Source organism: Streptomyces sp. GESEQ-35 (genome assembly GCF_017948485.1).
Lineage (GTDB): Bacteria > Actinomycetota > Actinomycetes > Streptomycetales > Streptomycetaceae > Streptomyces.
Genome location: NZ_JAFFSX010000002.1, coordinates 140647 through 163157, shown reverse-complemented (window position 1 = coordinate 163157; position 22511 = coordinate 140647). Strand labels below are relative to the sequence as shown.

At 69.9% G+C, this 22511-nt stretch carries 19 protein-coding genes; 10 read left to right on the top strand and 9 right to left on the bottom strand.

Features of this window, described 5'->3' with window-relative positions; all coding sequences use genetic code 11:
- Positions 1-99 precede the first annotated feature (99 nt).
- Together KCH87_RS04270 and KCH87_RS04265 are read left to right on the top strand one after the other, a co-directional pair.
- Complete coding sequence (locus KCH87_RS04270; RefSeq protein WP_210584244.1) at positions 100-1071, top strand: DUF4349 domain-containing protein; 972 nt, start codon at positions 100-102, stop codon at positions 1069-1071.
- Positions 1072-1110: 39 nt separating this feature from the next.
- A complete protein-coding gene (locus KCH87_RS04265) occupies positions 1111-2508 on the top strand; it encodes an FAD-dependent oxidoreductase (RefSeq protein ID WP_210584243.1) in 1398 nt (465 codons plus the stop codon).
- Between the two features lie 82 nt (positions 2509-2590).
- On the opposite strand, the gene KCH87_RS04260 is transcribed toward KCH87_RS04265, so the two are convergent.
- Positions 2591-2908, bottom strand: a complete 318-nt coding sequence (locus KCH87_RS04260; protein ID WP_210584242.1) for a hypothetical protein — start codon at positions 2906-2908, stop codon at positions 2591-2593.
- 119 nt (positions 2909-3027) lie between these two features.
- Here KCH87_RS04260 and KCH87_RS04255 point away from each other — a divergent pair, with 119 nt between their 5' ends.
- Positions 3028-3849 carry a rhomboid family intramembrane serine protease gene (locus tag KCH87_RS04255; RefSeq protein ID WP_210584240.1) on the top strand — a complete coding sequence of 274 codons (822 nt, stop codon included), beginning with the start codon at positions 3028-3030 and terminating at the stop codon, positions 3847-3849.
- 11 nt (positions 3850-3860) lie between these two features.
- Here the strand turns inward: KCH87_RS04255 and hemE are convergent, their stop codons facing one another.
- Positions 3861-4928, bottom strand: coding sequence for a uroporphyrinogen decarboxylase (gene hemE, locus KCH87_RS04250; RefSeq protein ID WP_210584238.1), 1068 nt, complete (start codon positions 4926-4928; stop codon positions 3861-3863).
- Positions 4929-5169: 241 nt separating this feature from the next.
- Here hemE and KCH87_RS04245 point away from each other — a divergent pair, with 241 nt between their 5' ends.
- The 5 genes from KCH87_RS04245 (at position 5170) to KCH87_RS04225 (ending at position 11918) form a co-directional block, all read left to right on the top strand.
- Positions 5170-5793, top strand: coding sequence for a DUF3000 domain-containing protein (locus tag KCH87_RS04245; RefSeq protein ID WP_247195699.1), 624 nt, complete (start codon positions 5170-5172; stop codon positions 5791-5793).
- Between the two features lie 225 nt (positions 5794-6018).
- Complete coding sequence (locus KCH87_RS04240; RefSeq protein WP_210584235.1) at positions 6019-6681, top strand: response regulator transcription factor; 663 nt, start codon at positions 6019-6021, stop codon at positions 6679-6681.
- Between the two features lie 167 nt (positions 6682-6848).
- A complete protein-coding gene (locus KCH87_RS04235) occupies positions 6849-8150 on the top strand; it encodes a ribonuclease D (protein WP_210584234.1) in 1302 nt (433 codons plus the stop codon).
- Positions 8151-8568: 418 nt separating this feature from the next.
- Positions 8569-9795: an acetyl-CoA C-acyltransferase gene (locus KCH87_RS04230; protein ID WP_210584233.1), complete on the top strand. Its 1227-nt coding sequence runs from the start codon at positions 8569-8571 to the stop codon at positions 9793-9795.
- Complete coding sequence (locus tag KCH87_RS04225) at positions 9792-11918, top strand: 3-hydroxyacyl-CoA dehydrogenase NAD-binding domain-containing protein (RefSeq protein ID WP_210584232.1); 2127 nt, start codon at positions 9792-9794, stop codon at positions 11916-11918. The genes KCH87_RS04230 and KCH87_RS04225 overlap by 4 nt, the downstream gene beginning before the upstream one ends.
- A 65-nt stretch (positions 11919-11983) precedes the next feature.
- Here the strand turns inward: KCH87_RS04225 and KCH87_RS04220 are convergent, their stop codons facing one another.
- Positions 11984-13000 (bottom strand): hypothetical protein, encoded by a 1017-nt coding sequence (locus KCH87_RS04220; RefSeq protein WP_210584231.1) that lies wholly within the window; start codon positions 12998-13000, stop codon positions 11984-11986.
- A 166-nt stretch (positions 13001-13166) separates the two neighbouring features.
- On the opposite strand from KCH87_RS04220, the gene KCH87_RS04215 reads away from it, so the two are divergent.
- On the top strand, positions 13167-14108 hold the full coding sequence (locus tag KCH87_RS04215; protein WP_374198967.1) for an NAD(P)-dependent oxidoreductase: 942 nt from the start codon (positions 13167-13169) through the stop codon (positions 14106-14108).
- Positions 14109-14507: 399 nt separating this feature from the next.
- Positions 14508-14882 carry an NTP pyrophosphohydrolase gene (locus tag KCH87_RS04210; RefSeq protein WP_210584228.1) on the top strand — a complete coding sequence of 125 codons (375 nt, stop codon included), beginning with the start codon at positions 14508-14510 and terminating at the stop codon, positions 14880-14882.
- On the opposite strand, the gene KCH87_RS04205 is transcribed toward KCH87_RS04210, so the two are convergent.
- From KCH87_RS04205 to KCH87_RS04180, 6 genes are all read right to left on the bottom strand, one after another.
- Positions 14851-15156: a hypothetical protein gene (locus KCH87_RS04205; RefSeq protein WP_210584226.1), complete on the bottom strand. Its 306-nt coding sequence runs from the start codon at positions 15154-15156 to the stop codon at positions 14851-14853. The genes KCH87_RS04210 and KCH87_RS04205 overlap by 32 nt on opposite strands.
- Positions 15157-15270: 114 nt before the next feature.
- Positions 15271-16797: an amino acid permease gene (locus KCH87_RS04200; protein WP_210584225.1), complete on the bottom strand. Its 1527-nt coding sequence runs from the start codon at positions 16795-16797 to the stop codon at positions 15271-15273.
- 149 nt (positions 16798-16946) lie between these two features.
- Complete coding sequence (gene dxs, locus KCH87_RS04195) at positions 16947-18866, bottom strand: 1-deoxy-D-xylulose-5-phosphate synthase (RefSeq protein WP_210584222.1); 1920 nt, start codon at positions 18864-18866, stop codon at positions 16947-16949.
- 190 nt (positions 18867-19056) lie between these two features.
- Entirely contained in the window at positions 19057-20352 is a 1296-nt protein-coding gene (locus KCH87_RS04190) for a sugar ABC transporter permease (RefSeq protein WP_210584220.1), read from the bottom strand.
- Positions 20349-21140 (bottom strand): ATP-binding cassette domain-containing protein, encoded by a 792-nt coding sequence (locus tag KCH87_RS04185; RefSeq protein ID WP_210584218.1) that lies wholly within the window; start codon positions 21138-21140, stop codon positions 20349-20351. Before KCH87_RS04185 ends, KCH87_RS04190 begins: the two co-directional genes overlap by 4 nt.
- A 191-nt stretch (positions 21141-21331) precedes the next feature.
- Positions 21332-22429: a sugar ABC transporter substrate-binding protein gene (locus tag KCH87_RS04180; protein ID WP_210584986.1), complete on the bottom strand. Its 1098-nt coding sequence runs from the start codon at positions 22427-22429 to the stop codon at positions 21332-21334.
- Between the last annotated feature and the right edge of the window lie 82 nt (positions 22430-22511).

Below are 22511 nucleotides of genomic sequence, written 5' to 3'. Positions count from 1 at the left end.
CGACCGTGACCTCTTCGGGACCGATTCCGGCCAACGTTCCAGCCCGCCCCGGCGTCGAAGGAACGTCAGTCGTCACCGACCCTCGGGGGGTAGTGCCACATGCGCACACGACGTTCCGTACGACCTGCTCCGGCGCTGGCCGGCATCCTGCTGGCCGCCGCCCTCGCGCTCACGGGCTGCACCGGAGCGGATGACTCCGGCACCACCAGCGACAGCGGCGGCGATGCGGCCGCCGCACCCGAAGGGCTCAAGGAGGGCGCCGCGGGCAGCGAAGGCGACGCGAGCGGCGCCAAGGCCACCGCCCCGCCCAAGCTGTCCGCGAGCCACATCATCCGCACCGCCTCACTGACCGTGCAGGTCAAGGACGTCCCCAAGACCCTGGACGAGGCCCGTACGACCGCCGAGAACGCGGGCGGCTACGTCGGCAACGAGACCACCAACCGGGACGAGAAGGGCAACGAGCGCACTCGGGTCGTCCTACGCGTGCCCGTCGAGCAGTACGAGGAGGTGCTCACCGACCTGGAGGGCGCCGGCAAGCTGCTCGACCGCACCGCGAAGGCGCAGGACGTCACCGACCAGGTCGTCGACGTGGAGAGCCGCATCAAGTCGCAGCGCGCCAGCGTCGCCCGGATCCGCGAGCTGATGGACCAGGCGACGAAGCTCAGCGATGTGGTCACCCTGGAGGGCGAGTTGAGCACCCGCCAGGCCGACCTGGAGTCCCTGCTCGCCCAGCAGGTGTCCCTGGAGGACCGCACGAGCCTGGCCACCATCACGCTCTCCCTCACGGAGACTCCGGTGAAGAAGGCCGTCGAGGACGACGACCCGGGGTTCGTGGACGCGCTGGCGGGCGGCTGGGACGCGTTCGTGACGATGCTGCGCTGGATCGGGGTGGCGATCGCGGCGGTGCTGCCGTTCGCCGCGGTGGCGGCGCTGCTCGTGCTGCTGTGGCTGCGCCTGGTACGCCCTCGGCTGCCGCACCGCCAGGCCCCCGCGCCCGCGATGAGCGCGCTGGGCCCGATCCCGACGGCCCACCCGGCACCGGAGCGCCCCAAGGGGAACGACGAGGACTGAGGACGGGCCTGAAGTGCCCGGCCCCCGTAGCGTGTTCGCATGAGCATGAGCACTGCACGGGATTCGCGGGAACGACTGGTCGTGATCGGCGGCGACGCCGCGGGAATGTCCGCGGCGTCGCAGGCCCGGCGTCTGAAGGGCCCGGACGAGCTGGAGATCGTGGCCTTCGAACGCGGCCACTTCACCTCGTACTCGGCGTGCGGCATCCCCTACTGGGTCGGCGGCGACGTCCCCGAACGGGACCAGCTGATCGCCCGCACACCCGAGGAGCACCGCGCTCGCGCCATCGACCTGCGCATGCGCACCGAGGTCACGGAGATCGACGTCGCCGGGCAGCGTGTACGCGCGCGTGACGTCGATTCCGGCGCCGAGTCCTGGACGTCGTACGACCAACTCGTGATCGCGACCGGCGCCCGCCCGATCCGCCCGGACATGCCGGGCGCCGACGCCCCCGGCGTCCACGGAGTCCAGACCCTCGACGACGGCCAGGCCCTCATCGACACGCTGGCACGCACGCGTGGCCGACGCGCGGTGGTCATCGGGGCGGGCTACATCGGCGTGGAGATGGCCGAGGCCCTCATCAACCGCGGCTACGAGGTCACGGTCGTCAACCGCGGCAGCGAACCCATGTCCACCCTCGACCCGGACATGGGGCGACTGGTGCACGAGGCCATGGAGGGCCTCGGCATCACCATGGTCAACAACGCGGAGGTCACCAAGATCCTCACCGGTGAGGACGGTCACGTACGCGCGGTGGCCACGGAGGCCGCCGAATACCCGGCGGACGTGGTCGTCCTGGGCATCGGCGTCCGCCCGGAGACGACCCTCGCAGCACAGGCGGGCCTCCCGCTCGGCGCCCACGGAGGCCTGCTGACCGACCTCTCCATGCGCGTACGCGGCCACGCCGACATCTGGGCCGGCGGCGACTGCGTAGAAGTCCTCGACCTGGTCTCCGGCCAGGAGCGTCACATCGCCCTGGGCACCCACGCCAACAAACACGGCCAGGTCATCGGCACCAACGTCGGCGGCGGCTACGCCACTTTCCCCGGCGTCGTGGGCACAGCCGTCAGCAAGGTCTGCGACCTGGAAATCGCCCGCACCGGCCTACGCGAAAAAGACGCCCGCCGGGCAGGCCTCCGATTCACCACGGTCACCATCGAATCCACCAGCCGCGCCGGCTATTACCCCGGCACCGACCTCATGACGGTGAAAATGCTCGCCGAACACCGAACGGGCCGCCTCCTCGGCGTCCAGATCGTGGGGAGGGAGGGCGCAGGCAAGAGGGTGGACATCGCAGCAGTAGCCCTCACGGCCCGAATGACGGTGGAACAGATGACGGCCCTGGACCTCGGCTACGCCCCACCGTTCTCCCCGGTCTGGGACCCGGTACTTGTAGCGGCCCGCAAGGCATCAAAGGCAGTAGAGCATCGCCGTTAAGGGGCGCGGGGAACTGCGCGACAAGCCACAACGAACCGGCACCCGGCAAAGCACCCGCACCCCTACGGCGCACCCCGAAACATCAGCCCGTCCCGTTGATCCGATCAATCGCCTGACGCGCCTGCTCCGCCGGAGGCCTCGCCGGCAACGAAGACACCGACGCCGGCGCCACCGCGGCCGGCTGCTCTCCGGAGGACCTCGCGTGCGCAGCGGCCCGCGCGGACCGCAACCGATGGCTCACGGCCTCATCCAACGTCACCGGCCGCTGCATCTGCGCCGCCAGCCGCCCCGCCTCCTGGCCGAGCCGGGCAATGTCCTCCCAGGGCAGATGCAGCACCAGGGAAACTTCGGCCTCACCGTCGGGCAAGGCTTGAATGGGAGGAGTAACTCGGTCGTTCATCGCCTGTTCCTCACGTCATCCCCGCGAAGCGCCATTCCGCGGTCGGTTGAAGAGACATACGCACGCAGACACGGCGACGTTCACCGATTCACCGCCCTCATCGGGGGCACACATTCCTTGTGGTCATCCCCGTCCATGACGTGAACCCGGTGCGCCGCACCCCCTGGGTGACGTACGCGCTGATCGCCGCGAACGTGGTCGTCTTCCTGTCCACGCCGGGCGTCGCCGGCTCCGTGGCGGGCGACAGCAGCCTGGCCCAGCTCTGCCATCTCCAGGCGTTCCTGGACCACTACGCGGCGGTGCCAAGGGAGTTGATCCACCACCAGACACCCCGGCTGGTGCCGACGGGCGACATCGGAGTCGGCCCCCAGGGAGCCGGCTGCCTGGTCGGCCCGCCGAGCTACGACAAGTCGCCGGAACTGAGCGTCCTCACGGCGATGTTCCTGCACGGCAGCTGGCTGCACCTGCTGGGCAACATGCTCTTCCTGCTGATCTTCGGCAACAACATCGAGGACCGCATGGGCCATGTGCGGTTCACGCTCTTCTACGCCGTCTGCGGCTACGCGGCGTCGTACGGCTTCGCGCTCCTCAACGACGACTCCGGAGACCCGCTGATCGGCGCGTCCGGGGCGATCGCCGGGGTGCTGGGCGCCTATCTGGTGCTGTATCCGAAGGCCCGCGTGTGGGTCCTCGTGCCCTTCCTGATCTTCCTGCCGCTCAGGCTGCCCGCCTGGCTGGTGCTGGGCTTCTGGTTCGTGCTCCAGGCGGTGTACTCGTCCGGCGAGGGCATCTCCGACGCGGGCACCGTGGCGTACGCGGCGCACATCGTCGGCTTCCTGGCCGGCATGCTGCTCGCGTGGCCGCTCAAGCCGGGCACTCCACCGCCACCGGAGCCGCGCGGCCTGCTGTTCGGCAGGCGGGCACGGCCCAGGCACCAGTAGTGATGGCAGCTTCAGCCGACGGTGTGCGTGTGGACGTACTCCACGAGGCGGGTCAGCGCGTCCGGGTCGGTGCTCGGCATGACGCCGTGGCCGAGGTTGAAGACATGCCCCTCAAGGCCGGCCGCCGCGTCGAGGACCTCGCGCGTCTTGGTCTCGACGGCTTCGGTGGAGGCGAACAGGACGGTCGGGTCGAGGTTGCCCTGGAGCGCCTTGCCGGGGCCGACACGACGGACGGCCTCGTCCAGCGGGACGCGCCAGTCGACGCCCACGACGTCCGCGCCGGCCTCGCCCATGAGCTTCAGCAGCTCGCCGGTGCCCACGCCGAAGTGGATGCGCGGCACGCCGTACCCCTCGACCGCCCGGAACACCTTCGACGAGGCGGGCATGACGGAGCGGCGGTAGTCGGCGGGGGCGAGCGCGCCGACCCAGGAGTCGAACAGCTGGACCGCCGAGGCACCCGCCTCGATCTGGACCTTCAGGAAGGCAGCCGTGATGTCGGCAAGCCGGTCGAGGAGGTCGGCCCACAGCTCGGGGTCGCCGTACATCATCGCCTTGGCGTTCTCGTACGTCCGTGACGGACCGCCCTCTACGAGGTAGCTCGCGAGGGTGAAAGGTGCGCCGGCGAAACCGATGAGCGGGGTCGGGCCGAGCTCGCGCGTGAGCAGGCCGATGGCCTCGGTGACGTAACCGACGTCCTCGGGGGTGAGGTCACGCAGCCGGGCCAGGTCGGCGCGGGTGCGGATCGGCTGCTCGACGACCGGGCCGACGCCGGGCTTGATGTCGAGGTCGATGCCGATCGCCTTGAGCGGGACGACGATGTCGCTGAAGTAGATCGCCGCGTCCACGCCGTGCCTGCGCACCGGCTGAAGGGTGATCTCGGTGACCAGCTCGGGCCGCATACAGGACTCGAGCATCGGGATGCCCTCCCGCACCTTGCGGTACTCCGGCAGGGAGCGCCCGGCCTGCCGCATGAACCACACCGGCGTGTGCGGCACCGGCTCACGCCTGCACGCCTTCATGAAGGCGGAGTCGTACGTCGCTGTCGGCTGCTTGCCCGCAGGGCTCTCAATGACGCTCACGACGAAGAGTCTCGCACGCCGCACTGACAGCCGAGCCGAGGGGCAGCGCCCCGAAGGGGCGCGGGGAACTGCGCGACCAGCCCCCACCGGCCCGCAGCCGCCCCACAACACCAACCACCCCGCCCCGTAGGCGACCAAACCACCCCGGGCAAGGGTGTCTACCCTGCACCAAGCCCCCGTTCCGCTTAATCTGCACCGCATGGCTGCGGCTCAGGGACAACTGTCGGAAGGCGCTGACGGAATGGACGACGCGAAGGAGGGCGCTGGGCATGACAACACCGCTCCGCCACCCTTCCGGGCCGCGGTCGACGCGCTGCGAGGAGCACGGCTGCGGCCACAGATCGAGGTCGAGCCCACGCGCGCGCCTCAGCGGCTCGCCCCCTTCGCCCACGCGCTGGAGGCCACGGTCGTCGACGGCGAACAGGACCTGGCCGACGGCCGCCTGGTGCTGCTGCACGACCCGGCAGGACACGACGCCTGGCGGGGCACCTTCCGGCTGGTGACGCTGGTCCGCGCGGAACTGGAGCCGGAGATGGCCGCCGACCCGCTGCTGCCGGAGGTGTGCTGGTCCTGGCTGACCGGCGCGCTCCAGGCGCGCGGTCTGACGTACGGCGAGCCGAGCGGCACCGTCACGCGGGCGAGCTCGCACTACTTCGGCGGCCTCGCGGAGCGCCCGTCGGCCTCGCAGATCGAGATCCGCGCCTCCTGGACGCCCCGCGAGGGCCTGGGCGGCGTCCCGGACGCGGCGGCGCATCTGGCCTCCTGGTGCGATCTGCTGGCCCAGGTCGCGGGCCTGCCGCCGGCCGGTCCGGGCGACGCGTCGGTGGTGACGCTGCCGCAGCGACGGGGGCCACAGTCACGCTGACGACCGGCTCGACGAACGGCGACCCTCTCTCGCTTTGTCGATACGGCCACTTTCAGTCACGGACAGGCCCTCGAACGAACCGATTCGTTCATCGAGCGATCGACAGCCTGTCCGAATTGCCCTGATTGTTACTCACTAGATCGTGATCTTTCTCTAAAGAATCCGAGGTTTGGTGCCGAAGACGACTGTGACCTAGAAAGTCGTCCCCGCACCCCAGGAGGCCTGGTGTCCGTTCTCCTCGAGCAGCCCGCAAGCCTGGTCGCCTACCGCCCGAACAAGCCGACCGCCATGGTGGTCGTGGCCGACCCGCGCGTCCGCTCCACCGTCACCCGCCACCTGTGGGCGCTCGGTGTGCGCGATGTCATCGAGGCCTCGTCCATCGCGGAGGCTCGTCCCCGCATCGGCAACCCCCGCGACATCTGTGTCGCCGACGTCCACCTGCCCGACGGCTCCGGCCTCACCCTCCTGTCCGAAACCCGCGCCGCGGGCTGGCCCAACGGCCTCGCCCTCTCCGCCGCCGACGACATCGGCGCCGTACGCAACGCCCTCGCGGGCGGTGTCAAGGGCTACGTCGTCACCGGCACCCGTACGACCGTCGGGCTCCCCACCCGACCGGGCGCCGCCCCCATCGGCTCCGCCGCCGCCCGAATGCACCGCCGCCCGCCGGGTGCTCCGAGCCACCCGGGCGGCTACCGAGAACTGTCCGGCCGTGAGGTCGAGGTGCTGCGGCTGGTGGCGGAGGGCCAGTCGAACAAGGCGATCGGCGTCTCGATGGGCCTGTCCGCCCTGACCGTCAAGAGCCACCTCGCCCGCATCGCCCGCAAGCTCGGCACGGGCGACCGCGCCGGGATGGTCGCGGTCGCCCTGCGCACCGGAATCATCCACTGAGCCACACATTCACACACGTGAACGGGACCGGCCGCTGGTCCCGCCCACACCAACCCATGCGTCGTGAACCGGATCTATCACCGACCTGACTGGTTTACGACCCTCAGGCGCCCGTCGACGGAACGTTCCGTCGACGGGCGCTGTCCATACACAGATACCCTTGACATGTGACCGACGCCCAAGAGACCGCAGCAGACAGCTCACTGCGAACCACCGGAGGCGCCCCTCCGGACGACGGCGGATCTTCTGTTACGGGGGCGCCCGACCCTGAACCGATCCCTTTGCTGGAGCCGCGTGACGGTATTCCGCCGGTCATCGTGGACGACGCGTCGCTCGCCGAGGTGATCGCCGCCTTCGCCGCCGGCTCGGGCCCCGTCGCCGTCGACGCCGAGCGCGCCTCCGGCTACCGCTACGGACAGCGCGCCTACCTCGTCCAGCTGCGCCGTGAGGGCGCGGGCACCGCGCTGATCGACCCCGTGGCCTGTCCCGACCTCTCCGGCCTCGGCGAGGCGCTCTCCGGTGTGGAGTGGGTGCTGCACGCCGCCACGCAGGATCTGCCCTGCCTCAGGGAAATAGGCATGGTGCCCACGCGGCTGTTCGACACCGAGCTGGCCGGGCGGCTCGCCGGGTTCCCGCGGGTCGGGCTCGGCGCGATGGTCGAAAGCGTTCTCGGCTTCGTACTCGAGAAGGGGCACTCGGCCGTCGACTGGTCCACCCGCCCCCTGCCCGAGCCGTGGCTGCGGTACGCCGCGCTGGACGTGGAGCTCCTTGTCGACCTGCGGGACGCGCTGGAGAAGGAGCTGGACCGGCAGGGCAAGCTGGAGTGGGCCCACCAGGAGTTCGCCGCCATCGCGGCCGCGCCGCCTGCCGAACCGCGCAAGGACCCCTGGCGTCGTACGTCCGGGATGCACAAGGTGCGGCGGCGTCGGCAGCTGGCCGTGGTGCGCGAGCTGTGGCAGACGCGGGACCGGATCGCACAGCGCCGGGATGTCTCACCGGGCAAGGTGCTGAGCGACGCGGCCATCGTGGAGGCCGCCCTCTCGCTGCCGGCCAACGTGCACGCGCTGGCCGCCTTGAACGGATTCGGGCACCGGATGGGGCGACGGCAGCTGGAGCAGTGGCAGACGGCCGTCGACCGCGCCAAGGCCCTTACCGACAGCCAGTTGCCGCAGCCCGGACAGCCCGTTGCCGGGCCGCCGCCACCGCGCGCCTGGGCCGACAAGGATCCGGCTGCGGCTGCTCGGCTGTCTGCGGCTCGGGCCGGGGTTTCGGCGCTGGCCGAGCAGCTCAATATGCCGCAGGAGAACCTGATCACGCCGGACACCGTGCGGAGAGTCTGCTGGGAGCCACCGGTTCCGGCTGACGCCGAGGCGGTTGCGGGGGCGCTGGCCGGGTTCGGGGCTCGGGCCTGGCAGGTTGAGCTGGTGACTCCTGTGCTGCTGGAGGCCTTGTCCGCCGAGGCGCCGTAAACGGTTCCCCGCGCCGCAAACGGTTCCCCTATGTCTCTCAGCGCGTCGCATACGGGCCGTGCAAGCGGAACAGCGACGTCGAGATCACGCCAAGATCCTCGTCGGCCACGCGGAAGACGTCACTCCCGTGGAGCAACGTCAGATCGACGTCGCACAGCGGCTGTTCGTCGTGGCCGAGCGGCCACCACGGCCGTGGGGACGGGACGTCCAGCCGTACCGCTCGCCGGGGCTTCGCCTCCGTATATCCCTTCCCGCGCCCCTGACGGGGCGCTCCGTCACCCGCGCTCCGATGTGACCTTCGCCGCTCCCCCTGCCAGGGCTGTGCAGCCACGTTACCCACAAGTAGCATGGGCCTGAGCGCGCGCTCAGCGCAGCGCATCGCAGCAGTGCAGATCCCGCACCCTGGAGGAGAGCCATCGTGCCTCGTACCGTCAGGGACGTCGTCTTCGTCGACGGCGTCCGCACCCCGTTCGGCAAGGCGGGCCCGAAGGGCATCTACCACGAGACCCGTGCCGACGACCTCGTCGTGAAGGCGATCCGGGAGCTGCTGCGCCGCAACCCCGGTCTCGACCCGAAGGAGATCGACGAGGTCGCCATCGCCGCGACCACGCAGATCGGCGACCAGGGCCTGACCATCGGCCGCACGGCGGGCATCCTCGCCGGGCTGCCGCAGTCGGTCCCCGGCTACTCGATCGACCGCATGTGCGCCGGTGCGCTGACCGCCGTCACCACCGTCGCGGGCTCCATCGCCTTCGGTGCGTACGACGCCGTCATCGCCGGTGGTGTCGAGCACATGGGCCGTCACCCCATGGGCGAGGGCGTGGACCCGAACCCGCGGTTCGTCAGCGAGAAGCTGGTCGACGAATCCGCCCTGTTCATGGGCATGACCGCCGAGAACCTGCACGACCGCTACCCGACCATCACCAAGCAGCGCGCGGACGAGTACGCCGTGCGCTCGCAGGAGAAGGCCGCGAAGGCGTACGCCAACGGCAAGATCCAGCAGGATCTGGTGCCGATCTCGGTGCGCAACACCAACACGGAGGTCGGTGAGACGGGCTGGGGCCTGGTCACCGCCGACGAGCCGATGCGCCCGGGTACGACGCTGGAGAGCCTCGCCGGTCTGAAGACCCCGTTCCGTGTCCACGGCCGGGTCACCGCCGGTAACGCGGCCGGTCTGAACGACGGCGCCACCGCGTCGATCATCGCGAGCGAGGAGTTCGCCCGCGAGAACAACCTGCCCGTCAAGATGCGCCTTGTTTCGTATGCGTTTGCGGGCGTCGAGCCGGAGGTCATGGGTTACGGCCCGATCCCGGCGACCGAGAAGGCGCTCGCCAAGGCCGGTCTGTCGATCGAGGACATCAACCTCTTCGAGATCAACGAGGCCTTCGCCGTCCAGGTCCTGGCCTTCCTCGAGCACTACGGCATCGCGGACGACGACGCGCGCGTCAACCAGTACGGCGGCGCCATCGCCTACGGTCACCCGCTGGCCTCCTCCGGCGTCCGGCTGATGACGCAGCTGGCCCGCCAGTTCGAGGAGCAGCCGGAGGTCCGTTACGGCCTCACCACCATGTGCGTCGGCTTCGGCATGGGCGCCACGGTGATCTGGGAGAACCCGCACCACAAGGACGCCGGAGGCAACAAGTGAGCACCGCTGAACTCCTGAAGGGCGCGGCCGAGCTGTTCCCCGACGAGGTCGTGACGTCCGCGCACGTACGCCACCTCGACCTGCCGTACGGCGCCGGGCGCTTCGCGCTCATCACGCTGGACAACGGTTTCGACCACACCAAGCCGACCACCTTCGGCCCGGCTTCGCTGGCGAACCTGAACACCGCCATCGACCAGGTCGAGAAGGAGGCCGCGGCCGGCGAGATCGTCGGTGTCGGTGTCACCGGCAAGCCGTTCATCTTCGCGGTCGGCGCCGACCTCAAGGGCGTCGAGCTGCTGAAGAACCACGACGACGCGCTGGCCATCGGCAAGGGCGGCCACGAGGTCTTCAAGCGCCTCGCGGGCATCGCGGTCCCGACGTTCGCGTACTACAACGGCGCCGCGATGGGCGGTGGCGTCGAGGTCGGTCTGCACTGCGAGTACCGGACCGTCTCCAAGGCCCTCCCGGCCTTCTCCCTCCCCGAGGTCTTCCTCGGCCTGGTCCCCGGCTGGGGCGGCTGCACCCTGCTGCCGAACCTGATCGGCGCCGACAAGGCCGTTTCGGTGATCATCGAGAACAGCCTGAACCAGAACAAGCAGCTCAAGGGCCAGCAGGTCTTCGACCTCGGTATCGCCGACGCCATCTTCGAGGGTGCGGACTTCCTGGAGCAGTCGCTGATCTGGACCGCCCAGGTGCTGAAGGGCGACGTCGAGGTCGAGCGCCCGGTGATCGACCGCGGTGAGGCCTGGGACCAGGCCGTCGCCAAGGGCCGCTTCATCGCGGACTCCAAGGTGCACGGGGCCGCTCCGGCCGCCTACCGCGCCCTCGACATCATCGCCGCCGCCAAGAACGGCGACCTCCAGCAGGGCTACGACGCCGAGGACTTGGCGCTCGCGGACCTGATCATGGGCGGCGAACTGCGCGCCGGCATCTACGCGTTCAACCTGGTGCAGAAGCGCGGCAAGCGTCCCGCGGGTGCGCCGGACAAGAACCTCGCGCGTCCGGTCACCAAGGTCGGTGTCGTCGGCGCCGGTCTGATGGCCTCCCAGCTCGCGCTGCTGTTCCTGCGCCGCCTGGAGGTGCCGGTCGTGCTGACCGACATCGACCAGGAGCGCGTCGACAAGGGTGTGGGCTACGTCCACGCCGAGATCGAGAAGCTGCTCGGCAAGGGCCGTATCAACCAGGACAAGGCCAACCGCCTCAAGGCCCTGGTAACCGGTGTCCTGGACAAGGCCGAGGGCTTCGCGGACGCGGACTTCGTCATCGAGGCGGTGTTCGAGGAGATCGGCGTCAAGCAGCAGGTGTTCGCGGAGGTCGAGGCGGTCGCCCCGGCGCACGCGATCTTCGCCACCAACACCTCCTCCCTCTCGGTCTCCGAGATGGCGTCGAAGCTGAAGAACCCCGAGCGGGTCGTCGGCTTCCACTTCTTCAACCCCGTCGCGATCCTCCCGCTGCTGGAGATCGTCCGCGGCGAGCAGACCGACGACGCGTCGCTCGCGACCGCGTTCGCCGTCGCCAAGAAGCTGAAGAAGACCGCGGTTCTGGTGAAGGACGCCCCGGCGTTCGTCGTGAACCGCATCCTCACCCGCTTCATGGGCGAGATCCAGAACGTCATCGACGAGGGCACCCCGGTCGCGGTCGCCGAGAAGGCCGTGGAGCCGCTCGGTCTGCCGATGTCGCCGCTGGTGCTCCTCGAACTGGTCGGTCCCGCGATCGGTCTGCACGTCTCGGAGACCCTCAACCGGGCCTTCCCGGACCGCTTCACGGTCTCCCCGAACCTCGCGGCCGTCGTCAAGGCGGGCAAGCGCGGCTTCTACGTCTACGACAGCGGGAAGCCGGAGCTGGACCCGGAGGTCGCGGCGCTGCTGAAGCAGGGCGATGTCGTCCTGACCGAGGAGCAGGTCCGCGAGCGCGTACTCGACGCCGTCGCCCAGGAGATCGGGCTCATGCTCGACGAGGGCGTCGTCGCCGAGGCCCAGGACATCGACCTCTGCCTGATCACCGGCGCCGGCTGGCCCTTCCACCTGGGCGGCATCACGCCGTACCTGGACCGCGAGGGTGTGTCGGAGCGGGTGACCGGTAAGCGGTTCCTGGAGCCGGGCGCGGCCAGCGTTCCCGTGTAACCGCTTGTGATGTACGTCGGTGCCCCGCACGCCAACCGGTGTGCGGGGCACCGGCGTTGTCGTAGCTAGAGGTTCTCCTGCCAGGCCGCGAGCGCGAGGCCGGGCTCGTCCTTCTGGCGGGCGAGGCGCAGGACACCGTCCGGAGTCACGCTCGCGGCCACGACGCGTCCCTCGGCGTCCTCCGCCAGGGCGACCCGGGTGCCCGCCGGCAGCTGCGGGCCGGACTCCGTCCACCACAGGCCCGCCGACTCCTGTTCCGTCGGGTAGGCGGCGAAGGCGACCCGGCCGGAGGCCGAGCGCTGCGCGAGCAGGGTGCAGTCGTGGCCGTCCAGGACACAGCGGGCGGTGGAGACGGGCCCGGGGCCCACGGCGGCGATGAGGGCGCTCGGTTCGCCGCCCGGCCGCCACGCGTACAGCATGCCCTCCGGGTCCGCGAAGAACAGTGTCGTGTGCTCCTTCGAGGTCGGCAGCGCGCTCAGTGTCCCCGGCTCGATCCGGACGGGCAGCGGATCGGCAGCGACCGGGCGGGCGCCGGGCTCCTGCTGATGCCAGCTCAGGATGCCGGTGGGGTTGGTGGCGTACACCTCGACGAGGCCCGACTCCCCGGTGACGGCGACGAGTTCCTCGTCCACCCGGGAGCCCTTGAGGTCGTGCCAGCCGTTCCAGCCGCCGCGTTCCTTCTGGTTGATGGTGTGGACGCCCTTGCCGCGGTTGCGCACGAAGAGGTACGCCCGGCCCTCGGCGTCGACGGCCACGGCGGGCGTGCCGGTGCGCTCGCCCTTCTTGTTGGGGTGGCCGATCGGGGCCCAGTCCAGGGGCGCCAGCAGGGGCCGGAAGTGTGTGGAGTGCACCAGGCCCGACTCGCCCGACACGGTGGGCCGCCAGGCGGCCAGATGGGCGTAACAGTCGGCGCCCCGGCCGACCGCGAAATCCGCCTGCACGCTCTGCTCGCCGCCCACTTGGCGCGGGCTGTCCCACGGGCCGCCGGGGACGCGCTCCGCCCGGCACAGGACGGCGTCGTTCGCCGGCCAGTAGACGCTGAGGCGGCCGTCTCGGCCGCGGAGGAGCCAGTCGCCGTTCACCGCCTCACTGTAATCGGGGCGAACCACTCACCGTGGATCGGCCCCCACCTGGTCACGGACGTGCGGCGCAAACACGATCGACCGGCGCTCAACGGCCACCGGGCGCGGCTGGACGGCCTCGCCTGCGCCTTGCGGCGCGGAAACCGGGCAGGCTGGTTCCCAGCAGCTGTACAGAGGCAGCGCAGCCGCACACCCGCGACACAGAAAGTTGACGCAGATGACCGACCAGCTGACCGTGAGCGTCCTGGGCACCGGGATCATGGGGGCCGCGATGGCCCGTAACCTCGCGAAGTCCGGACACACCGTGCGGGCCTGGAACCGCACCCGCGCCAAGGCGGAGCCCCTTGCCGCCGACGGTGCGTACGTTGCCGGCACTCCGGCCGAGGCCGTCCAGGGCGCGGACGTCGTACTGACCATGCTGTACGACGGCCCCGCCGCGCTGGACGTCATGCGCGAGGCCGCGCCGGCCCTGCGTCCCGGCGCCGTCTGGATGCAGTCCACCACCTCCGGCCTCGACTCGATCGTCGATCTGGCCGCCTTCGCCCAGCAGAACGGTCTGGTGTTCTACGACGCGCCCGTACTGGGCACCCGGCAGCCCGCCGAGGCCGGGCAGCTCACCGTGCTTGCGGCGGGGCCCGAGCAGGGGCGGGAGACCGTGACGCCGGTGTTCGACGCGGTGGGGGCGCGCACCGTGTGGACCGGGGAGGACGGAGCTGCCGGTACCGCGACGCGGCTGAAGCTGGTGGCCAACAGCTGGGTGATCGCTGCGACCAATGCGCTCGGTGAGGTGCTGGCTCTGGCCAAGGCGCTGGAGGTCGATCCGCAGGGGTTCTTCGATCTGATCGCCGGGGGGCCGCTGGACATGGGGTATCTGCGGGCCAAGGCCGGGCTGGTGCTCAACGACCAGTTGACGCCCGCGCAGTTCGCGGTGACGACCGCTGCGAAGGATGCGCGGCTGATCGTCGAGGCGGGTGAGCGGCGGGGGGTGCGGCTGGATGTGGCTGCGGCGAGTGCGGAGCGGTTGGAGCGGGCGGTTGTGCTGGGGCATGGGGACGAGGACATGGTCGCGGCGTATTTCGCGAGCTTTGACGAGAAGGCGGAGGACTGAGCGGGCGTTGAGGGAGCCGGGGTTGGGGCGGGGCCGGGGGGTCGCGTCGCCCGGCGCCGACAAGGTGGCGCGGGTTGGTGCCGGCCGGGGGTGGGACGCGCAACCCGGCGCTGACGGGGTGCCGCCTGCGCCCACCCGTGCCGCCCCAGGCGGCACGAATGCCCGCAGCTGGGCGGGGACAACTGCACGCAGCTGGGCGGGGACAACTGCCCGCAGCTGGGCGGGGACAACTGCACGCAGCTGGGCGGGTACGACTGCACGCAGCTGGGGGGGCACGGCTGCACGCCACCTGGGGGGCACGGCTGCACGCCAGCTCGGCGAGCACAGCCGCGCGCGGCTCGGTGGCACACGGGGTCGATCGCCCGCAGGCTGACGGCGTTTGCGTGCGACCCTGGCGGCATGGATGACGATCCCCCGCTGCTCCTCATCGTCGATGCCGCCAACGTCGTCGGGTCGGTGCCCGATGGGTGGTGGCGGGATCGGCGGGGGGCCGCGGAGCGGTTGCGGGATCTGTTGGGTGCTGAGGGGTTGCCGGGGCATCCCGGGCCCGTGGAGACCGTGCTCGTGCTCGAGGGTGCGGCCCGTGGGGTCGAGTCCGTGCCGGGGGTTCGGGTCGAGTCTGCGCCTGGGAGCGGTGACGATCACATCGTCGAGCTGGTCGCCCGGGCGGGCGAGCGGGACTGTCTCGTCGTCACGGCCGACCGTGAACTGCGGCGCCGGGTGACGGAGTTGGGAGCGGAGGTCACCGGCCCCCGGACGATCCGCCGCCGGTGACCTCGTACCCGGCGAGCGACAGCCGCATCCCGCACTGGTCCTCGGCCCCCACGGTCACCCGCTGCCCCCAGTGGGCGGTGAGGCGCTCGGCCACGTCGACCAGACGGCGGCGCTCCTGAGGCGTGTAGGCGGGGAAGCGTGTCCAGCCGCGTTCGGCGATCTGGTTGCCGAGTTCGCGGAACAGGACGGCCCTGGCCCGCTGCTCCTCCTCGTCGGTGAGCGGAGTGAGCCCTTCGCCCGCCGCGTACCGCACGTTGTACAGATCTCGGATCACTGATCGCTCGCCGTTCCGGTGGGGTGCATGTCCGGCGAGCCTATCGGCCGGCCGTACGGCCCCGTAGTCCCCGCCGGAGCGGGACGTACGGGGCCGGATCGGCGACTCGGTCGGCTACTGGGCGTCTCCGGGCCTCGGCGGCTTCATCACGTCGCCGACCGTCGTCTCCTCGTGCCGTCCGAGACGGCTGTGGGAGCGGCCGTACAGGAAGTACACGACGAAGCCGACCACCATCCAGCCGGCGAAGCGGACCCAGGTCTCGGCGGGCAGGTTCAGCATCAGCCACAGCGAGGCGCACACCGACAGGATCGGGATGAACGGCACCCACGGGGTACGGAAGGCGCGGTGCAGGTCGGGGCGGGTCCGGCGGAGGATGATCACGCCGATCGCGACGACCACGAAGGCGAACAGCGTGCCGATGTTGACCAGCTCCGCGAGCTCGCTCAGCGGGGTGAAGCCGGCGAGGATCGCGATGAGCACACCGAGCAGGATGGTCGGCCGGTGCGGGGTCTTGAACCGCGGGTGGACCTGCGAGAAGAACCGGGGCAGCAGTCCGTCGCGGCTCATCGCGAAGAAGACCCGGGTCTGGCCGAGGAGCAGGATCATGCAGACCGTCGTCAGGCCGACCGCGGCGCCGAAGCTGATGAAGCCCGCGAACCAGGGGTGCCCGGTGGCCTTGAAGGCGTCGGCGAGCGGCGCGGTGATGGACAGTTCGGTGTAGTGCTGCATACCGGTCACGACGATGGACACGGCGACGTAGAGCGCGGTGCAGATGATGAGCGAGCCGATGATGCCGCGGGGCATGTCGCGCTGGGGGTTCTTGGTCTCCTCGGCGGCCGTGGCGACGACGTCGAAGCCGATGAAGGCGAAGAACACGACGGAGGCCGCGGTGAAGATGCCCATCACGCCGAAGTTGGAGGGTGCCCAGCCGAACATCAGCTGGATGAGCGGCGATTGGAGACTTTCGCCCGCCGGCACGGTCTGCGCCTTCGGGATGAACGGGTCGTAGTTGTCGCCCACGATGAAGAAGGAGCCCGCGATGATCACGGTGAGAACCACCGTCACCTTGACGGCGACGACCAGCGAGGTGACCCGCGCGGAGAGCTTCGTGCCGAGCACGAGGATGGCGGTGAGCACCAGGACCAGCGCGGCGGCGAGGATGTCGAAGCCGAAGCCGTCGGCGCCGTCTCTGCTGCCGAGCGCCTCGGGCAGGTGCCAGCCCGCGTTGTCCATCAGCGAGGCGATGTAGCCGGACCAGCCGACGGCCACCACCGCCGTACCGAGCGCGAACTCCAGCACCAGGTCCCAGCCGATGATCCAGGCGGGCAGTTCCCCGAGGGAGGCGTACGAGAACGTGTAGGCCGAGCCGGCGACCGGCAGTGTGGACGCGAACTCGGCGTAGCAGAGCGCGGCGAGCGCGCAGACGACGCCGGCCGCGACGAAGGCCAGTGCGACGGCGGGGCCGGCGTTGTTCTTGGCGACCGTACCGGTGAGGACGAAGATGCCGGTGCCGATGATGACACCGACGCCGAAGACCGTCAGATCGAGCGCGGACAGGGATTTCTTGAGCGCGTGCTCGGGTTCCTCGGTATCGAGGATGGACTGCTCGACGTTCTTCGTCCTGAAGAGGGTGCTGCTCACGGGCGTACCTCCCACGCTGTGTCGTCCTCGACATGATCGAGAGGGGGCGTCGTGCGTATGCCCCGGCGCGGGTTGTTTCACACGGATGGGCCGGTTCCACCACTCTTCGCGGTGGCGGAACCGGCCCATCCGGCCGTAGGTCCTGTCCGTCAGTCGCGCGCGGGCTCCACTTCGGCCTCCGCGCGGTCGAAGCGGCCGTCCAGCTTGGAGACAAGACCGGTGACCTGGCGGGCGATGTCCGGTGCGGTCAGGCCGATTTCCGCCATGACCTCCTTGCGGGAGGCGTGGTCGAGGAAGCGGGGCGGGATGCCGAAGTCACGCAGCGGAACGTCGACGCCCGCGTCGCGCAGGGCCTGGGCGACCGCCGAGCCGACGCCGCCGACGCGGGAGTTGTCCTCGACGGTGACGACCACGCGGTGCCGCTCGGCGAGGGGCGCCATGGCCTCGTCGACGGGCTTGACCCAGCGCGGGTCGACGACGGTCGTGGAGATGCCCTGCTTGTCGAGCAGGGACGCGATCTCCAGGCACATCGGCGCCAGGGCGCCGACGGAGACGAGGAGCACGTCGGGCGTGTCCGTCCCCGGCTCGCGCAGTACGTCCATGCCGCCGACCCGCCCCACGGCCGGTACGGCGGGGCCGACGGCGCCCTTGGAGAAGCGGACCACGGTCGGCGCGTCGGTCACGTCGACGGCCTCGCGCAGCTGGGCGCGGACCTGGTCGGCGTCGCGCGGGGCGGCGAGCCGCAGCCCGGGGACGACCTGGAGGATCGACATGTCCCACATGCCGTTGTGGGAGGCGCCGTCGGTGCCGGTGATGCCGGCCCGGTCGAGCACGAAGGTGACGCCGCACTTGTGCAGGGCGACGTCCATCAGGACCTGGTCGAAGGCGCGGTTGAGGAAGGTGGCGTAGACGGCGAAGACGGGGTGCACCCCGCCGGTCGCCAGGCCGGCCGCGGAGACGGCGCCGTGCTGCTCGGCGATGCCGACGTCGTAGATCCGGTCCGGGAAGGTGTCCGCGAACTTCTTCAGGCCGACCGGCTGGAGCATCGCCGCCGTGATGGCCACGATGTCCTCGCGCTCCTTGCCGAGCCGGACCATCTCCTCGCCGAAGACGGAGGTCCAGTCGGCGCCCGAGGCCTTGATGGGCAGGCCGGTGTCGGGGTGGATGGGGCCGATGCCGTGGAAGCGGTCCGCCTCGTCCTGGAGGGCGGGCTGGTAGCCGCGGCCCTTCTCGGTGAGGCAGTGCACGATGACCGGGCCGCCGAAGCGCTTGGCGCGGGCCAGCGCCGACTCCAGGGCCTCGATGTCGTGGCCGTCGATCGGGCCGACGTACTTCAGGCCGAGGTCCTCGAACATGCCCTGGGGGGCGATGAAGTCCTTCAGGCCCTTCTTCGCGCCGTGCAGCGTCTCGTAGAGGGGCTTGCCGACGACCGGAGTACGCCCCAGGAGGTCCTTGCCGCGGGCCAGGAAGCGCTCGTAGCCGTCGGTGGTCCGCAGGGTCGCGAGGTGGTTCGCGAGGCCGCCGATGGTCGGTGCGTAGGAGCGCTCGTTGTCGTTGACGACGATGACCAGCGGGCGGTCCTTGGCGTCGGCGATGTTGTTGAGCGCCTCCCAGGCCATGCCGCCGGTGAGGGCGCCGTCGCCGATCACGGCGACCACATGGTCGTCGCGTTTGCGGATCTGGTTGGCCTTCGCGAGGCCGTCGGCCCAGCCGAGGACCGTCGAGGCGTGCGAGTTCTCGATGATGTCGTGCTCGGACTCGGCCTGCGAGGGGTAGCCGGACAGACCGCCCTTCATCTTCAGCTTGCTGAAGTCCTGGCGGCCGGTGAGCAGCTTGTGGACGTAGGACTGGTGACCGGTGTCCCAGAGCACCTTGTCCTTGGGCGAGTCGAAGACACGGTGCAGGGCGATGGTGAGCTCGACCACACCGAGGTTCGGGCCGAGGTGGCCGCCGGTCTTGGAGACGGCCTCGACGAGGAAGGTCCGGATCTCCTCTGCCAGCTGGTCCAGCTCCTCCAGACTGAGCCGGTCCAGATCACGCGGTCCCCTGATGTGGGTCAGCAGCGGCACCCGTGCCTCCTTGCAGTAGAGCTGATCGAGCTGTTGCCGGGCTTGTCGAGTCTAATGTTCCGCCTCGGAGGACGGCGCCCGGGCGGTGCGTCATAGGTCACGCGATCGGCTGTACCCAAGTTGTGGCGTTCCTACGACATGACTGTGCCCGGCACCTCTGAAGGTGCCGGGCACAGGTCTACCTGACGCGCTACGCGCGACCGGCCGTCTTCTGCGTCCTACGGGTGATGGAGTCGATCACAACCGTGGTGAGCAGAACACCGGCGGTGATCATGTACTTCACCGGCTCGGCGATGGACTCCAGCTGGAGGCCGTACTGGATCGAGACGATCACCAGCACACCGAGCAGGGCGTTCCACGTACGCCCACGCCCACCGAACAGCGACGTACCACCGATGACCGCCGCGGCGATCGCGTTCATCAGCAGGTCACCGGTACCGGCGCTCTGGTTGGCGGACGCGATCTTCGACGCCAGGAACAGACCGCCGATGGCTGCGAAGCCGCCCGAGATCGCGAACACGGAGATCCGTACCGCGGTGACGTTGATACCGGCACGCCGGGACGCCTCCACGCTGCCGCCGAGGGCGAAGATCTTGCGGCCGTACGAGGTGCGGCGCAGCACGAAGTCGGTCAGGAACAGGAAGCCGAGGAAGATCACCGTGGCCAGCGGCAGACCCTTGTACTGGTTGTACATGGCCGCAGCGGCGAAGGCGACGACGGCCAGCAGCACCGTCCGCATGAGCGTGTCGCTGAGCGGCCGGGACGGGACGCCCGCGGCCTCCCGCCGGCGGTTGCCCAGGAAGGACGTGATGAAGAAGACGGCGACCATCACGACGGCGAGGCCGTACGCGGCTGCGACGTCGCTGAAGAAGTACGTCGTCAGATTGCCGATGAAGCCGTCGCTGTCGAGGTTGATCGTGCCGTTCTCGCCCAGCGTCTGGAGCATGAAGCCGAGCCAGAACAGCAGACCCGCCAGGGTCACGGCGAAGGCGGGGGCGCCGAGCACCGCGAAGAAGAAGCCGTGCGCCGCGCCGATGGCCGCACCGGCGGCGACGGCGAAGAGCACCGCCATCCACTCCGGCCAGCCCTGGTTGACGGCGAGGACCGCCGCGATGGCACTGGCCGCGCCACTGACCGAGCCGACCGACAGGTCGATCTCGCCGAGCAGCAGCACGAAGACGATGCCGACGGAGATCATGCCCGTGCCGACCATCGTGACGGTGATGTCGTTGATGTTCTGCGCGGACAGGAAGGCCGAGTTGAGGGTCTGGAAGATGATGCAGATGACGACCAGGCCGACGATGACCGGCAGGGAGCCCAGCTCGCCCGCCTTCATCTTGCGCTTGAACTCGCCGAGGTAGCCGGTGAGGCCCTGCTCCCGGACGAGGAGTCGCGGGTCGACCGCGGTCACCGCGGCCGCGGCGGCCTCGGGGTTCTCGACGAGGTGCTCGTCCTGCGGAGACGCGGAGGTCTTGTCGATGCTCACTGGGAACCCTCCCCGGTCGTGCGCGCCGCACGGCGGGTCACGGCATTGTCGGTGGCGCCGGTGATGGCGGAGATGATCTCCTCCTGCGAGGTCGTCTTGACCTCGAAGACGCCGTTGTTCTGGCCCAGGCGCAGCACGGCGACCTTGTCGGCGACGGCCTTCACATCGGCCATGTTGTGGCTGATGAGGATGACCGCGTGGCCGCGCTCGCGCAGCCGCTCGACCAGGTCGAGGACCTGGGCGGTCTGCTCGACGCCGAGGGCCGCGGTGGGCTCGTCGAGGATGACCAGCTTGGGCTCGCCGAGCATGGAGCGGGCGATGGCCACGGTCTGGCGCTGACCGCCGGAGAGCGAGGCGATCGGGATGCGGACGCTGGGGATGCGGATCGACAGCGTCTTCAGCAGTTCCAGGGAGCGGCGCTCCATCTCGACCTCGTCGAGGACGCCCCACTTCCTCAGCTCGTTGCCGAGGAACAGGTTGCCGACGACGTCGATGTTGTCGCACAGCGCGAGGTCCTGGTAGACCGTCGCGATACCCAGGGACTGGGCGTCGTGCGGCCGGTTGATCGCCACCGCCTTGCCCTGCCATTCGATGACGCCCTCATCGATGGGGTGCACGCCGGCGATCGTCTTGACCAGCGTGGACTTTCCGGCGCCGTTGTCGCCCACCAGGGCGACCACCTCACCGGCGTGGACCTCAAGCTCTACGTCGGTGAGCGCCTGAACGGCACCGAACCGCTTGGAGACCCCGCGCAACGCCAGCACGGGCGTAGCGGACACGTGAACCATCTCCTTCGCCGCCTGACCCGGCGGGAGGTTGTGCAGAAAGATTGGGGGATGTTCCGTCCGGCGCCCCGCAACTAGCTTGCGGGGCTGTGTGTATGCGGGGCGCCGGAGGAGCCTGGAGAGCGCCGGTCCCGGTACGGGAGTTCGGAAAAGGATTCCCGAATTCCCGTACGTTCACCGGGACTTGCGGCTGTTTACTTCAGACCGATCTTGTCGCAGGCCGCCTTGTACTTGGCCGTGCAGATCTCGTCGATCGTGTAGACGCCGTCCTTGATGACGGTGTCGTTGATGTTCTCCTGGGTCAGCGAAGTGACGGGGACCAGGACGGACGGAACGTCGTTGGCGCTGCCGCTGGAGACCTTGTCCTTGGCGACGGAGTCCAGGGACTCGCCCTTGGCGAGCGCGACGGCCATCTCGGCGGCGGCGTCGGCCTCGGGGGCGTACGGCTTGTAGACGCTCATGTACTGGTCGCCGGTGACGATGCGCTGGACGGCGGCGAGTTCGGCGTCCTGGCCGGTGACCGGGACGTCGATGCCGGCCGACTTCAGGGCGGTGATGACGCCACCCGCCATGCCGTCGTTGGCGGAGTAGACGCCGATGATCTTGTCCTTGCCGAGCGCCGAGATCGCCGACTCCATGTTGGCGTTGGCGGCCTCCGGGGCCCACTCCTTGGTGTCGTACTCCTTGCCGACGGTCACCTTGCCGTCGAGGACGGAGTGCGCGCCCTCCTTGAACTGAGCGGCGTTCGGGTCGGTGACCGAGCCGTTCATCATGACGATCTGGCCGTCCTTGGCCTTGTCACCCAGTGCGGTGAGCATGGCCTCGCCCTGGGTCTTGCCGACCGAGACGTTGTCGAACGAGGTGTAGGCGCTGATCGGGCCCTCGGCCAGGCGGTCGTAGGCGACGACCTTGATGCCGGCGTCCACGGCCTTCTGGACGGCGTTCTGGATGGCCTTGGCGTCAACGGCGTCCAGGATCAGCACGTCCACCTTGTTGGTGATCATCGTGTCGACCTGCTGCGCCTGGAGGTTGGCGTCCTGCCGGGCGTTGTTGTACTGGATCTCCGCCTTGTTGTTCGTCAGCTCCCCGATCTTCTTCTCGATCAAGGGGCGGTCGAACTTCTCGTAGCGGGCGGTCTTGTTCTCCGGGAGCAGGAGACCGACCTTGATGTTGTCGCCCTTGGCGGCGCTACCCGTGGAGTCACTGCCGCCGTCGGCCTCGTCCGCGCTGCCACAGGCGGCGAGGGAAACGGCCATCGCACCTGCGGCAATGGCAACGGCGGCACGACGCATACGCGTATTCACTTCAGAAACCTCCCTGACGAGGCCGCGTCGTTGCGGCCGAGGTGGCTGGAAGTCAACTCGGCCGCACGTG

Bases quoted from the DNA above. Each gene is read 5' to 3' on its own strand.
- KCH87_RS04245 (WP_247195699.1), top strand. From the start codon at position 5,170: ATGGACGACGCGAAGGAGGGCGCTGGGCATGACAACACCGCTCCGCCA.
- KCH87_RS04270 (WP_210584244.1), top strand. From the start codon at position 100: ATGCGCACACGACGTTCCGTACGACCTGCTCCGGCGCTGGCCGGCATC.
- KCH87_RS04180 (WP_210584986.1), bottom strand. From the start codon at position 22,429: ATGCGTCGTGCCGCCGTTGCCATTGCCGCAGGTGCGATGGCCGTTTCC.
- KCH87_RS04210 (WP_210584228.1), top strand. From the start codon at position 14,508: ATGGATGACGATCCCCCGCTGCTCCTCATCGTCGATGCCGCCAACGTC.
- KCH87_RS04260 (WP_210584242.1), bottom strand. From the start codon at position 2,908: ATGAACGACCGAGTTACTCCTCCCATTCAAGCCTTGCCCGACGGTGAG.
- KCH87_RS04185 (WP_210584218.1), bottom strand. From the start codon at position 21,140: ATGGTTCACGTGTCCGCTACGCCCGTGCTGGCGTTGCGCGGGGTCTCC.
- KCH87_RS04265 (WP_210584243.1), top strand. From the start codon at position 1,111: ATGAGCATGAGCACTGCACGGGATTCGCGGGAACGACTGGTCGTGATC.